The sequence below is a fragment of the Kribbella polygonati genome (assembly GCF_050320105.1).
Classification (GTDB): domain Bacteria; phylum Actinomycetota; class Actinomycetes; order Propionibacteriales; family Kribbellaceae; genus Kribbella.
On record NZ_CP190129.1, the window covers coordinates 1,659,021 to 1,673,038 of the forward strand.

At 69.7% G+C, this 14,018-nt stretch carries 9 protein-coding genes; 6 read left to right on the plus strand and 3 right to left on the minus strand.

From position 1 onward, the window contains the following. Window position 1: 1 nt before the first annotated feature. Window positions 2–2,266 (minus strand): N,N-dimethylformamidase beta subunit family domain-containing protein, encoded by a 2,265-nt coding sequence (locus ACQHIV_RS07795; protein ID WP_427892792.1) that lies wholly within the window; start codon window positions 2,264–2,266, stop codon window positions 2–4. Window positions 2,267–2,438: 172 nt separating this feature from the next. Between ACQHIV_RS07795 and ACQHIV_RS07800 the strand changes: the two genes are divergently transcribed. From ACQHIV_RS07800 to ACQHIV_RS07810, 3 genes are all read left to right on the plus strand, one after another. Further along, the gene (locus ACQHIV_RS07800; protein WP_427892793.1) at window positions 2,439–2,852 is read left to right on the plus strand and encodes a hypothetical protein; all 414 of its coding nucleotides are present in this window, start codon (window positions 2,439–2,441) and stop codon (window positions 2,850–2,852) included. Window positions 2,853–3,074: 222 nt separating this feature from the next. Continuing rightward, window positions 3,075–4,136 carry a LacI family DNA-binding transcriptional regulator gene (locus ACQHIV_RS07805; protein ID WP_427892794.1) on the plus strand — a complete coding sequence of 354 codons (1,062 nt, stop codon included), beginning with the start codon at window positions 3,075–3,077 and terminating at the stop codon, window positions 4,134–4,136. Further along, entirely contained in the window at window positions 4,133–7,504 is a 3,372-nt protein-coding gene (locus ACQHIV_RS07810) for a sugar-binding protein (protein WP_427892795.1), read from the plus strand. The genes ACQHIV_RS07805 and ACQHIV_RS07810 overlap by 4 nt, the downstream gene beginning before the upstream one ends. Before the next feature lie 35 nt (window positions 7,505–7,539). Here ACQHIV_RS07810 and ACQHIV_RS07815 read toward each other — a convergent pair whose 3' ends face one another. After that, window positions 7,540–8,109, minus strand: coding sequence for a hypothetical protein (locus ACQHIV_RS07815; protein WP_427892796.1), 570 nt, complete (start codon window positions 8,107–8,109; stop codon window positions 7,540–7,542). 167 nt (window positions 8,110–8,276) lie between these two features. Here ACQHIV_RS07815 and ACQHIV_RS07820 point away from each other — a divergent pair, with 167 nt between their 5' ends. From ACQHIV_RS07820 to ACQHIV_RS07830, 3 genes are all read left to right on the plus strand, one after another. Then, entirely contained in the window at window positions 8,277–8,657 is a 381-nt protein-coding gene (locus ACQHIV_RS07820; RefSeq protein WP_427892797.1) for a hypothetical protein, read from the plus strand. A gap of 85 nt (window positions 8,658–8,742) precedes the next feature. Further along, entirely contained in the window at window positions 8,743–11,781 is a 3,039-nt protein-coding gene (locus ACQHIV_RS07825) for a BTAD domain-containing putative transcriptional regulator (protein WP_427892798.1), read from the plus strand. A gap of 65 nt (window positions 11,782–11,846) precedes the next feature. After that, window positions 11,847–12,413 carry a GNAT family N-acetyltransferase gene (locus tag ACQHIV_RS07830; RefSeq protein ID WP_427892799.1) on the plus strand — a complete coding sequence of 189 codons (567 nt, stop codon included), beginning with the start codon at window positions 11,847–11,849 and terminating at the stop codon, window positions 12,411–12,413. On the opposite strand, the gene ACQHIV_RS07835 is transcribed toward ACQHIV_RS07830, so the two are convergent. Beyond that, window positions 12,410–14,017, minus strand: a complete 1,608-nt coding sequence (locus tag ACQHIV_RS07835; RefSeq protein ID WP_427892800.1) for a DHA2 family efflux MFS transporter permease subunit — start codon at window positions 14,015–14,017, stop codon at window positions 12,410–12,412. The genes ACQHIV_RS07830 and ACQHIV_RS07835 overlap by 4 nt on opposite strands. Between the last annotated feature and the right edge of the window lies 1 nt (window position 14,018).

A 14,018-nucleotide genomic window follows, 5' to 3' on the forward strand; every position in this document is an offset into this window, starting at 1 on the left:
GTTAGCCCTCCGTCGAGGTCGCGAGTTTGGACTTGGGGACCGCTACCCGGACCTTCGCAGCGGCGGTCTGGTTCGGGACGGTGATGGCGCCGTTGGACACCCACGTGGTGACGTTGGCGATCATCGTTGCGACGGCCTGCTGGGATGCGGCGTCCGGCTCCGGGACGGCCCAGTTCGACGGGCAGCGGCGTACCAGGAAGCAGCCGAACGCGAAGGTCGACGCGTTGAGGACGCGGGCGCCGGACGGGGCGGTGTAGACGGTCGTGTCCATCGGAGCGACGCGGCCGTTCGTGTGGCAGGTCGCGGTGCCGCTCACGATCGTGGTCTGTCCGGGCTGCTTGTAGAGCCCTGGCCAGACGTAGTCGACCTCACCGGCAATGAACCCGGGCAGCTTGGTACCGACCGGCACGCCCTTGAACATCCAGTTGCTCGACGTGGTGAGCGTGCCGGCCGTCACCGCACACACGTAGTCCGCGCCGAGCAGCGGCTGCGACGCGTAGGCATCGCCCTGATACCGCCAGGTCGTCGAGTTGTAGCCGTCGGTGTACCGATCGATGTCCCACGACCGCCGGCTCTCGTCGGTGAACTTGATGTAGCGGTACGCCGCGTTCGCTCCGAGGTTGGCCACGTTCACGCCCTGCTTGATGGCCTGGCTGATCGCAGCTCGCATCCGCAGCGAGTAGTACTCGTCGTGCCCGGGCAGGAACAACGTACCGGCGCGGTCCTTCAGCTGACCGCCGTACTGGTCGAGGTCGTTGTCGGTCCAGTACGTGACGTCGAGACCCTTCGACTCGGCCCAGAACACCAGCCCCTGCTCGAGCGAGAGGTACTGCCCGGAGCCCTGCCCCTCGTTGTACGGCCGGTCGAACGTGAGCCGTCCGGACCCGGACGCAAGGCTGGTGTAGAAGCTCCTGCCGCCATAGGCGTTGTAGGCCTGCCAGGTAGCAGTCGCCTGCTGGATCAGCAGATCGTGCTTGGTGCCGGTGTCGTCCCGGACAGTCAGCGGTGCGTACGTCGCCTCGACGCCGTCGCTGACCTTGATCAGATACGTGCCGGGCACCCAGTCCTTGTCGATCGGAATGCTGAGGGTCTTGGTCCAGCTCGCCGCGGACACCATGTTGAGCGGTTGCCCGGTGGCCGTCGTACCGCCGATGGTCGGATCGGGTTGCTTCACCGTCCGTACGTCGTCCTGCCGCCAGACTTCGCGCGCGCCGAGGCCGTCGTAGTACCCCATCCGGTAGGCGACCACGCTGACGTTGTTGCCGGAGGTGACCTTCAGGTCGACGGTGTCGCCGCAGGTGGCCGAAACCTGCGTCAGGTAGGCGGCCATCGTCCCGTTCATGGTGGCAGGGACGACCCAGTCGCCGGTGCCGGTCCTGGCGTTCTCGGCCGTGGTCGTCGGCCAGGTTCGCGGGCACCCGGCCGGGATGCCGGCGAAGGCATCCGCCGCGACCGCGGGCATCTCGGCCGGTGGCGCGATGAACGTCCGCGTGGTCGAGCCGGACGTGAGTACCGTGCCGGTCGACGTGGTCGCGGAGACGTTGAACGTCATCGTCCCGCCGAAGCGCGACAGCTTCACGCCGTTGACCGGGATCCCGAGTCTGGCTCCGGGCGAGACGTTGATCGGCGCCTTCGGTTTCCAGGTCGCGTACCCGCCGCTGATGCTGAGCGTGCCGTTGATCGTCGTGTACGGACCGGTCGCGTCGGTCGGCAGCTGCATGCGGACCGCGGCCAGCGCACCCGCGCGGGTAATCGTCGCCTGGTACACGATGTTCGTCGTCTGCGCCGGGATCGGGTTGGACACGACGACCGCGACCTGCGGCGTGTAGGTGCGGAGCGGTTGCAGTACGCCGGCACCTGACGTGATCACCTGGTTCGCCGTACCCATCGACTTGAAACCGAGGGTCCACGGGCCACCGGCCGGCAACTTGAGCCCGTACAGCGGGATCGCCAGGCGGGCGCCGACGGCGACCTTGGTGACCCGGGCCGGGGTCCAGCGCAGGACGGTCCGGGTCACCGAGCGGACGGTGCCGTTGACCGACGTGACCCGGCCGGCGGTGCCGGCCGGGATCGCCATCGTGATCTCGCGGATCGTGCCGGCCTTCAGCACGGTCGCGCGGTACGTGAGCGTGGTTGTCCCGTTCGTGGCCTGTGTCGCGGTGATCGAGACACCGGCCGCGGCCGCGTCGGCGGCGCGGTCGACGAACACGAACGCGACAGCGCCGACGACCAGGGCAAGCGCTGCCACGAGCAGCTTGCGGATCATTCGTTTCCCCCCAGGAAAGAGCGGATGACAGATTCCCCCTGGCGGCAGGTTAGGGAACAAAATCGAATTGGTCCAGACCATAACTATCGGCACTCGGACGACTGCGGAGGGCGCAGGAATTCCCTGCTGCGCAAGGCGGAAAGTGTCGGTGGGGCGCTTCATACTGGGAGGCATGAAGGCGCTCGAGCGGATCATCGTCGGTCTGTTGGCGGTGTTTGTGGTGCTCGTGACGACGGTTGCGGTGAGTGGGACCGCTCAGGCGTGGGCGGTGCACGACCGGACGAGCCGGCCGGTGTCGAGGGCGCAGGTTGTCAGCATGCAACCGTCCGCCGGCAAGCCGCCGGTGATCCTGGTCCTCGGGCCGACCGGTTCGGAGCTCAAGGTCAGCGGCACCGAGGGTATGCGTCAGCCGTACCCGTCGGAGGGCGACTACATCGACGTCGTGTTCCCGCGGACCGGCGGCGCGGTCATCCCGTCGTCTAACTCGGCCGTGCCGTTGACCGTGGTGATCTGGATCGGCTGGTGCGTGCTGCTGCTGGCCAGCATCCGTGGCGGCCGCTACCTGGTCAGGAAGCTGGCCCGGTAGGCGCGCGGGCTGGTGCCGGTGAACACCGTTCTGCTCACCAACGCGGGCCATTGCCCGCTCGAGCAGCCCGGCCTGGACCAGATGGTCACCGCGATCGCCGCCTTCTGCGACGAGCGACGTTAGCGTTAAAACTCCAAGGGCCGGCTGACCTCTTGACGCCGCAGGTTCTGACTCAGTAGCTTGCAGGCACTTCTTTTAACGTTAATATCCTGGAGTACGCCGATGCAGCCAACCAGCCGTGGGCCGGCCCCGCACGGGCACGTCACGCTCGTCCAGGTGGCGCAGCGTGCGGGGGTGTCGGCGCAGTCGGTGTCGAACGCGCTGAACAACCCGGACCGGGTCGCGCCGGAGACCCGGAAGCGGATCCTGGCCGCGGTCGAGGAGCTCGGGTACGAGCCGAACCTGTCCGCCCGCGCGCTCCGCAACCGGAGCTCGTCGCTGATCGCGTTCAAGATGCGCCCGGCCCGCCCGGACAAGGCGTCGATGCTGATGGACGACTTCCTGTACGTCCTGAACGCGTCCGCCGTGGACGCCGGGTACCACCTGATCCTGTGTCACGCCGAGGGCGGCCAGGCCGGTGAGATCAAGGCGTACCGCGACCTGCTCAAGAAGACCTCGATCGACGCGTTCATCCTCGCCGAGACGCACCGCAACGACGACCGGGTCGCGGCGCTGCGCTCGTGGGGTGTGCCGTTCGCCGCGTTCGGCCGGTCCTGGGACGGCGACGAGGAGATGGCCTGGGTCGACGTCGACGGCCGCGCCGGCACCCGCGCCGCGACCGCGCACGTCGCGGCCCAGGGGCACACCCGGATCGGGCACATCGGCTGGCCGACCGAGTCCGAGCTCGGCGAGGACCGCCGCGCCGGCTGGCTGGACGCCTGCCGCGAACGCAACCTGGACACCGACCTGCAGGCCAGCGTCGTCGACTCGCTCGAGAACGGCCGCCAGGCCGCGCACCGGATGCTCGACGCGGCCCGTCCCGCCACCGCCCTCGTCTGTGCGTCGGACACCCTCGCGCTCGGCGTCATGCGTGCCCTGCACGAACGCGGCCTGCGCCCCGGCGTCGACGTCGCGATCACCGGGTACGACGACTCGCCGACCGCCGCCCTGGTGAGCCCGGGGCTGACCACGCTCCGGCAGCCGATCGACGAGGTCGGCCGGCAGCTGATCCACGCCGTCGACAACCTGATGGCCGGCGACCCCCGGACGCCGCAACACGTACTGCTCGAACCCGAACTGATCGTCCGCGACTCCAGCCTGCCAGGCCGAAGGGACACAAGATGAGGCACCGAACCAGACTGCTCGCGGCGTTGACCGCCGGAGCTCTCGTGGTGACCGCACTGATCAACACACCATCCGCACCAGCGGCCGCCGCGCCGGCCGACCCGTTCGTCGTCAACGTCGAGAACCTCCCCAGCGGCAAGGGTGTGGCCGGCGCGATGGACCTCCCGTCGTACGGCGACCTCGACTGGGTGCACGTGACCGGTACGTCGATCGACCGGAAGCCCGGCGTACCGACGCTGGCCGTCGACGATCTCAATCCGGCCGGTGGTCGTACGACGCTGGGCGACAGCCCGGTGGCGTTCGGCTGGCCCGGGGCGAGCGGGGTGACGACGGGCGGGGTGTTCAACTACGACACCACGACCGTCGGCGACGCGACCGCGCACGACGCCGGGTACCGGATCACCGTGCCGGCCGCCGACTCGCCACGACGCCTGGTGTTCGTGGGTGGGATCTGGCAGGCCACCGGCTCCGTGACGGTTGCCTCGAGCAACGGCAGCTACGTGACGCCGGTCAACGCGGGCGGTACGGCAGCCGTGAAGCGGTACACCGTGACGATCCGGCCGGGGCAGAGCGTCGTCGTCACGGGCCGGTACGCGAGCAAGCTGCAGGCCGCCGGGAACCTGTCGCTGTCGGCCGTAGGACTGTCGGCAATCTCCACCTTCGCAGCGACGGCCGCGCCGGTCTCGATGAACCTGACCGCGGACGGTACGTCGGACTGGCTGCACCTCGACGGCGCGACGATCAACCGGCGTGCCGGTGACTCCCAGCTCGCCGTCACGAACCGGCAGACGGGCGGCACGATCGGTGCCCAGAACGACAATGCGGTCAGCTACTCGTGGACGAACGGCACGCCGACCGCGTCCCAGTCGGGCACACACCACGGCGGGATCTTCTTCGCCGACGGCGCGGGCACCGGCACCGACCTGACCGATCCGTACGGGTACGACCTCACCGTGCCGGCGGCCGCGGAGCCGCGGACGCTGCGGTTCGTGTCCGGCGTGTGGCGGGCCGCGGCGAAGATCTCGGTGTACCTGAACGGTGCGGCGGATCCGGTCTCGGTGAACACGGACCTGGTGAGTTCGGATCCGTCGGTGACCAAGTCGTTCGAGCTGAACCTCGCGGCCGGTGACTCGGCCCGGATCAGCGCCCAGCTGACCCGCAAGACGAATGCCTCCGGCAACGTGACGCTCGCCGGCGTGGCACTGGCCGGCACGACCGCGGCCGGCTACCGGCAGCTGACGCAGAACGTGCTGGACGAGGCCGCGACGGCCGACGTGTACGCCGCGAGCGAGTCGGCGCAAACCCAACTGGACAACGAGATCGCGGCCGCCCGCGCCACCCTCGGCAACGGCTCGGCGTCGCGGGACGACCTGCGGCTCGCGTACCTGCTGGTGAAGGCGGCGTACGACGAGGCGCTCTCGTCGGCGGCGAACGCGCAGTACACCTACGTCACGAACCCCGGGCTGACCTCGTCGTTCGGGTGGGAGGGCGACCTGAACGCGCCGATCGCCTTCATCGACGGGAGCTACCGGCTGCGCAGCCGGGGCGACGCGATGATCACGTTCGGCGTGCCGAACATCCCCGGCAAGATCAAGTGGTCGAACGCCGAGGGTTACCTGCCGGCGTTCGTCAGCGAGTATGCGAAGGACGGCCTGCGGATCACGGTCGAGAACTTCGCCGACCTGGCCGTTGTCGGCGGCAACCGGTTCGAGATCGCGTACTCGCGGATGACCGTCACCAACACCGGCTCCGCGGACGCCCGCCTGCCGCGGGTGTCGAGCCTGCTGACGCCGCTCAACGTGGCCGGTACGACGATCGCCGCCGGGCAGACCGTTGTCCGGGACTACGCGGTGGCGGCCGACCGGTTCGGGGCGACGTACGACTGGCCGACCGCGGACCAGCTGACCCAGCTCGGCGGGTTCGACCAGCACTACCGGCACATGCGCCAGTACTGGAACGACCGGCTGGCCAAGATCGCGAACCTCACGAACCTCCCGGACAAGCGGCTGATCAACGCCTACAAGGCCGGCTACATCTACACGCTGATCATCCGCGACGACATCAACGGCATCAAGGAACTGCACGTCGGCGAGAACGGGTACGACGAGATGTTCGACCACGACACGATCGGCATCGTGTCGACGCTGCTGACGATCGGCGACTTCACCTACGCGAAGGACTACCTGACCTCGCTGCCGGCCCAGCTGCAGTACGACGACGCGAAGTGGAAGTACTCCTGGCCGTACGCGCTCTACCTGCAGCGCACCGGCGACAAGGACTTCGTCCGCGAACGGTTCGAGACGATCAAGAAGAACACGCACACGATCGAGACCGACCGGATCGACGGCGGCAAGGGCATCATCAAGGCCACCAACGCGATCGACTCGCACGGGTACTGGACGATCGACAACTGGGCCGCGCTGACCGGACTCACGACGTACCGCTATCTCGCCACCGCCCTGGGGGAGACCGGAGAGGCGGCCTGGGCGAAGGCGCAGTACGACGACCTGTTGCGGGTGGCAACGGACCGGATCAACCAGACGATGACGCAGTACAGCCTCGACTACCTCCCGATCTCGATGGTCGAGCCGAACGAGACCGGGCCGCGGAAGGACCCGCGAGACGCGAACTGGGCGTCGATGTTCCTGTTCGGCCGGTGGGCGTGGGACGGGTACCTGTTCGGCGCCGAGCAGAGCGGGACGATGCTGACCAAGATCGACGACACGTACACGCACGGGTTCGAGCGGCGGAAGGACATCTCGGACACGATCTACAACTTCGGCGGGTACCCGCACGGGTACTTCTCGAGCGCGTACAACGCCGGGTACGGGAGTGCCGCGCTGCGCGGTGAGCAGTACCGCGACCTCGGGATCAAGGCGTACCAGTTCATGATCGACAAGAGCCAGAGCGGGCCGTTCGGCTGGTGGGAGGGCGTCGACTACCCGAGCGCGACGTCGCCGTGGAACATCGACCACGCGGCCGGCGGCGGTGGGTCGAACCAGCACATGTGGGGCCAGTCGACGGCGACCAAGGTGCTGTTCGACTCACTGATCGCGGAGAAGGCGGACGGCTCGGTGATCGTCGGCCGCGGCGTACCGGACGAGTGGCTGCGCGGGAACGGCGAGAAGATCGGGCTGAAGGACTACCCGATCAGCGGTGGGCGCCTCGGCTACCAGCTGTCGGTGGCCGGCAAGACCGTCACGATCCAGTTCACCGGCAAGGCGCCGGCGTCCAGCATCGAGTTGCCGGGCCTGCGCAACAACATCGCGAACGTCTCAGTGAGCTCGACGGTGGACCAGGCCGCCGGCACGATCAAGCTCCCGCGAGGCACCTCCCGGGTGACGATCGTCCTCAAGCACACCCTCTAGACCCAGGTCTGACGGCCGGGCTCAGCTCCCGGCCGTCAGACCGCGGTCAGGTCGTTCAGCAACCATCGATCGCCCTGCCGCTTGAGTTCCACCCGAAGCCGGATCTTGTTCACCGCCGCCGGCCGGGCGGCCGCCCTCGTCGTCACGTCCGCGAACACCAGTAGCTCGGCCGTGTCGCCCGACAGCTCCCGTACGGCGAGATCCGAGACCTTCCCGCCGGCGCTCGGCCGCTGCCCGAGCTGCTGCTTGATCGCCGCCACCGACGGCGTGAACTTGTCGACGAACGCGGGCGTGGACACCTCCTGCACGTTCGCGACGAACTGCCCCAGGTGCGCCCAGTCGTACGTGAACGCCGCCTCCACATCCTTCCGCCCCGCCGCGAGTACCGGCGCCGGGTCGACCGCGGCCGGCGCCGTCGTCCGCTGTGCGAGCCCGTCGGCGCGCTCCCGCTCGGAGTTCGCCTTCGCCCGCATGCCGAAGTACCCGGCCACGCTCACCACGCTGATCGCCAGCAGCAACGCCATCACCACCGCGCCGACGATCACCACCGCGACCAACGGCGAACGCCGTACCGGCACCTGACCCATCCCCGAGAACTGACTCACCCCAGGACCCTAGTGGGCGATCGGTCCCCGCGGCCCGCTGAGGGTTGGCTGAGGGTGCGTGAGAGTGGGCGGAGAGTGGTGGGAGAGCGGGGGGAGAGTGCGGGCGGTGAGGCTGTGGGTGTCTTCTCCCGTGGATGGTCCTCGGGGACGTAGGAGGGGAGTTTCGAATGCGCTTCAACCTGCGCAAGCTGAGCAAGCCGCTGGCGGCGACCGCGCTGGCGGCCGGCACGATCGCCGCGGTCACCACCGTCGCGGCGCCGGCCCAGGCGGCCGGTGCGTACGCCGGTTGCCCGTACGGCGCGGTCTGCGTGTACCCGAACGCCAGCTGGAACAACAACCACCCGTCGTACATCTTCTACAGCTACGGCCCGCACAAGATCTACAACCAGTACGGCCAGCACCGGGTGTTCAACAACCAGTACGGCGGTGCGGGTTCCTGGATCTGCAAGGGGGCCGACGGCACCGGCTGCACCTGGTACAACGCGCAGTACACCTACGCGGACTACGACCTGACGCCGATCAACTCGGTGAAGCTCGTCGCGGGCTGACCCGGGCTCTGCCCACAAAGGCGCCGTCTCGATCGGAGACGGCGCCTTTTCTCGTGCTGACCCTCTGTTATGCGACCGTGATCCTATGGGGTCGGGGGTGCGGTTCAAGATCCTGGGGGAGCTGCAGATCGCGATGGAGGACCGTGAGGTCGCGATCAACGGGCGACGCCAGCAGATAGTCCTTGCGCGGCTGCTGTGTCAGCCGAACCGTCCGGTGTCCGCGGACGAGCTGGTCGACGCGACCTGGGGAGAGGCCCCGCCGTCGACGGCCGCGAAGCAGATCCAGACTGCGGTCTGGCGACTGCGCGGACTGCTGGACGAGGACCGGATCCGTAGGCTGCCGGCCGGGTACCTGCTGCGCGCCGACACCGAGGAACTCGACGCGATGCGGTTCGACCAGCTGGTGTCCGAGGTCGCGACCACCGACGAGCCGGCGGCCGTGTCCGGCGTACTGCGGGAAGCCCTCGGGCTGTGGCGTGGACCGGCGTTGAGCGGTGTCGAGAGCGCCGCCGTACAGGTCGCCGCGACCAAGCTGGACGAGCGCCGCCGGGAAACGCAGTACCGGTGCATCGACGCGGACCTCTGCCTCGGCCGCGACGCCCGGCTCGCGTCCGAGCTGGCCGCGCTGATCGCGGAGGACCCGCTGAACGAGCGCTTCCGCGGCCAGTACATGCAGGTCCTGTACCGGGCCGGCCGGATCGGCGACGCCCTCGACGCCTACCAGGACATCCGTACGACGCTGCTCGACGAACTCGGCGTCGAACCCGGGCCGATGCTGGCCGACCTGCACCGCCAGATCCTCAACCGCGAGCCCGGCCTGGACGGCACGCGCGAACGGATCGCCGTCCCGCCGCCGTCGGTCCCGCGCCAGCTCCCGCCGAGCGTCCCGCACTTCGCCGGCCGCGACCGTGAGCTCGCCCGCCTCACCGAGGCCGCGCTCACCCACGACGGCACGGTCCGGGTCGTCGTCCTGTCCGGCATCGGCGGTGTCGGCAAGACGGCGCTGGCCGTGCACTGGGCGCACACGCTGGTCGACGCGTACCCGGACGGACAGCTCTTCCTCAACCTCTGCGGGTACGACGCGTCGCCCGCGCTCACGTCGTACGACGCACTCAAGCAGCTGCTGCGCTCCGTCGGGGTGGCGACCGACCGGGTGCCCGCGACCGAGAGCGAGGCGTCCGCGTTGTTCCGCACGATGGTCAGCGGACGGCGGATGCTGATCATCCTGGACAACGCGTCGTCGGCCGACCAGGTGCTCTCGCTGATCCCGGGCGCCCCGGACTGCGTCGTCGCGGTGACCAGCCGGCACCGGCTGACGGGGCTGATGTCCGACCTCGGCGCCCGCCGGATCGAACTCGAGCCGCTGCCCGCGGACGACGCGGTCCGCCTGCTCGCCTCGATCCTCGGCGGGCAACGTGCGGACCCCGAGGCGACCGCCGAGCTGGCGGCGGCGTGCGGGTACCTTCCGCTGGCCCTGCGGCTGGCGGGCGCCAACTGCGCGGACCAGCCGTACCTGTCGATCCGGGACCAGGTGCTGCAGCTGCGCGAAGGCGATCGCCTCGACGCCCTGGAGGTCGAAGGTTCCGCGGCCGCGTCGGTGCGGACGGTCTTCGCGCAGTCGTACGCACGCCTGCCGGCCGGACCGCGTCGGCTCTTCCGGTTGCTCGGGCTGCTCGACGGCGGCGACGTACCGAGCTGGCTGACCGCGCCGCTGCTCGGCAACGCAGCGGCCGAGGCCGATCGCGCACTCCGCACGCTGGTCGACGCGCAGCTGCTGACGGTCGTCGGCCGCGACATCGACGGCCGCCCGCGGCACCGTCTGCACGAGCTGCTGCACCTGTACGCCCGCGAACGCGCGTACGCCGAGGAGACCGCCGCCGACCGTGATGCCGCCGTACGCCGGGCCCTCGCCGCCTGGCTGACCGTCGCGGACGCGGCCGACCACCGGACGCACATCCGGGTGGTGCCGCGGATCGGCGGCCGGGCCCAGCGCTGTCAGTTGCCGCAGGCAACCGTCGATCGGCTGGTCGCGGACCCGCTGGCCTGGTTCGAGGCCGAACGCGACGGCCTGGTCGCGGCGGTCCGGACAGCCGCCGAGCACGGCGCCGACGAGGCCGCGTGGGAGCTCGCCGACACGATGGTCGACTACGGCGAACTGTTCGCGCTCGACCTGCTGGAGAGCACCACGCGGTACAGCCTGGAGCGCTGCCGCCGGGCCGGCAACCGCCTCGGCGAGGCCGTGATGCTCCGCAACCTCGCGATCTGCGCTCGCTCGCGGAGCGTCTTCGAGCCCGCCGACGGGATCGGGCACGCGGCCGCGGCCGCCGAACTGTTCGAGCAGATCGGGCACGCGGCCGGTGCCGCGGACGCGCATCACCTGCGCGGCGAGCTGCTCGGCGTGCACGACGATCCGGCGGCCGCGCTGGCGAGTCAGGCGCTGAGCCTGTCGCTCGCGTGCGCGGGCGAGTACCCGATGGGCGTCGTCAACGCGTGCAACGAGATCGGTGTCACGCTGCGCCGTACCGGCCGGCTGGACGAGGCCGCCTGGTGGGCGGAGGCGGCGCTGCCGATCGCCCGCGAGCTGGGCATGTTGCGCCAGCAGATCCACCTGATCGGCGAACTCGGCTACCTGTGGATGGAACAGGGCCGGTACGACGAGGCGGTGCCGGCGGTCGAGGAGGCGCTCGGGCTGATCCGCGGCATCGGCTCACCGGGGGAGGAGGCGTTCCTGCAGCTCGTACTGGCCGAGATCCGGCTGCGCCGCGGTGAGCTGGGCGAGGCCGTCGAGGTGTTCGCCCGGTGTCTGCGGTTCGCCCAGCTCGACCGCTGGCCGTACGGGCAGGCGGTGGCGCTGCGCGGCCTCGGTGACGCCGAGGCCGCGCGCGGGAACCTGGTCCGGGCGACGACGCTGCTGAAGTCCGCGGGGCAGATCGCCGACGAGATCCAGATCCCGTTGCTGCAGGGCCGGATCTGGCACCGCCTCGGCAACGCACAACTCCGCGACGGCGACGCCGCGGCCGCCCGCGAGTCGTGGACGGCCGCGCGTCGTCACCTGGCCCTGGCCGGCAACGCCGCGGATCTCGCCGCGGTCGACGAAGCGCTCAGCTGCCTGCGAGCCGGTTGACGAAGGCGGTCTCCTACCGTGTGACGGGCGTCGGACTGTCCGCCATGACCGCTACGGTTCAACTCATGGACGACGGCTATGTGGTGCGGATGCTGAGCGAGGAGACCTGGCCCGCCTTCGCCGAGCTGGTGGAGGCGAACAACGGGGTCTGGGGCGGGTGCTGGTGCATGGGGTTCCACGTCAAGCTCGGGAAGGACCGGACCGCCGCGCAGAACCGCGCCGACAAGGAGCAGCGGGTCCGTGCCGGTACGACGCACAACGCGCTGGTGTTCGACGGGGACCGGTGTCTCGGCTGGTGCCAGTTCGGTGCGCCGGACGAGGTGCCGCTGATCAAGAGCCGGCGACTGTACGACAAGGAACTGGTGGCGCTGCCCGACTGGCGGATCACCTGCTTCTTCACCGGCAAGGGACTGCGCGGTCGCGGCGTCGCCGATGCCGCGCTCGGCGGAGCGCTCGCGGAGATCGCGCGCAACGGCGGCGGAGTCGTCGAGGGGTATCCCGAGGAGACCGACGACCGCAAGGTGTCCGGCTCGTTCCTGCACACCGGACCGATGCCCGCCTTCGAACGCGCCGGCTTCACCCGGACCCGCCAGATCTCACCGCACCGCTGGGTCGTGACGTTGACGGTCTAGGACTCCGTCTGGTCGACGACTGCCGCGTCCGGCAGTTTCTCGCGTTCGCGTTTGCGGGGGAGCATCACGGCCGGGATCAAGGTGAGCAGGACCAGCGCCCACGCCACCCAGTAGGTGTGCGCGAACGACGACGCCGCGTCGACCAGCCCACGTCCGACCGCGGCCGGATCGAGGTGCAGCTGGGCGACGTTCTCCGGGCGCGTGTTGGAGAGGATCGCCGCCTGGGTCTCGCGGAGTCCGCCGTTCAGACCCGGGATGTTCTGCGTGCCGGGGATGACCGGCGAGTTGTTCAGGTGGTTGGTGAGGATCACCGACATGGTCGCGACACCACACGACGACGCGATCTGCTGGGTGATGTTCAGCAACGTCGACCCGCGGGCGACCTGCGGCCCGGCGAGCGTCCGGAGCGCCGACGTGAACAGCGGCATCATCGTGCCACCCATCCCGAGCCCCATCACGAACAGCATCGCGATGATCACGCCGTACGGCGTCGTCGACGTGATCTGGGTGAGGCCGAACATGCCGACCACGATCCCGGCGATCCCGAACGGGACGATCCGCCCGATCGGCAGCTTGTCCACCAGCCGGCCGGCGATCGGCATCGTGACCATCGCGCCGAGCCCCTGCGGTGCGACCAGCAGGCCGGCGTGCAGCGTCGACTCGCCGCGGATCTGCTGGTAGTACGTCGGCACCAGCAGCAGGCCGCCGAAGAACGCGGCGCCGAACAGGAACATCGTCACGATCGACACCGTGAGGTTCCGGTTCCGGAACAGCCGCAGGTCCAGCAGCGGATGCTCCGGCCGGAACGAGTGGAAGACGAACGCCACCATCAGGATCACGCCGGCCAGCATCGACACCCAGACCCGCGGTGCGCCGAAGTCGCCGTTCTTCGCCGGCAGCGAGGAGACACCGAACAGGAACAGCGCGAGACCCGGCGACATCAGCGCGACACCGAGGAAGTCGAACGACTCGGCGCGCTGCGGGTGGTCGCGTTCCAGTGCGCGCCAGGCGTAGATCAGCGCGATCACGCCGAGCGGCAGGTTGATCAGGAAGATCCAGTGCCAGCTCGCCACCTGGATCAGCCAGCCGCCGAGGATCGGGCCCAGGATCGGGCCGAGCAGCATCGGTACGCCGAGGATCGCCATCAGCCGGCCCATCCGGTGCGGACCGGCGGCGCGGGTCATGATCGTCATCCCGAGCGGCATCAGCATGCCGCCGCCGAGCCCCTGCAGGACCCGGAAGCTGATCAGCATGTCGATGCTGGACGCGGTCGCGCACAGCGCGGACCCGGCGGTGAACAGGAAGATCGCGGTCATGTACAGCCGCTTCGTCCCGAACCGGTCCGCCGCCCAGCCGGTCAGCGGGATCACGGTCGCGAGCGCCAGCGTGTACGCCGTGACCGTCCACGCGACGGTCGAGTACGCCACCGGGTTCTGCGGGGTGCCGAACTCGTCCTGGAACGTCGGCAGCGCGACGTTGACGACCGTGATGTCGAGGATCGACATGATCGCCCCGAGCACCACGACGCCGGCGATCTTCAGGACGGCCGCGTCGATGTTGTCGGGATACTCCGGAACATCCGGCTGGGTCGCGGACTGGCTCACG

Coding starts and splice junctions, on each gene's coding strand:
- ACQHIV_RS07795 (WP_427892792.1), bottom strand. CDS start 2,266: ATGATCCGCAAGCTGCTCGTGGCAGCGCTTGCCCTGGTCGTCGGCGCT.
- ACQHIV_RS07800 (WP_427892793.1), top strand. CDS start 2,439: ATGAAGGCGCTCGAGCGGATCATCGTCGGTCTGTTGGCGGTGTTTGTG.
- ACQHIV_RS07805 (WP_427892794.1), top strand. CDS start 3,075: ATGCAGCCAACCAGCCGTGGGCCGGCCCCGCACGGGCACGTCACGCTC.
- ACQHIV_RS07810 (WP_427892795.1), top strand. CDS start 4,133: ATGAGGCACCGAACCAGACTGCTCGCGGCGTTGACCGCCGGAGCTCTC.
- ACQHIV_RS07820 (WP_427892797.1), top strand. CDS start 8,277: ATGCGCTTCAACCTGCGCAAGCTGAGCAAGCCGCTGGCGGCGACCGCG.
- ACQHIV_RS07825 (WP_427892798.1), top strand. CDS start 8,743: ATGGGGTCGGGGGTGCGGTTCAAGATCCTGGGGGAGCTGCAGATCGCG.
- ACQHIV_RS07830 (WP_427892799.1), top strand. CDS start 11,847: ATGGACGACGGCTATGTGGTGCGGATGCTGAGCGAGGAGACCTGGCCC.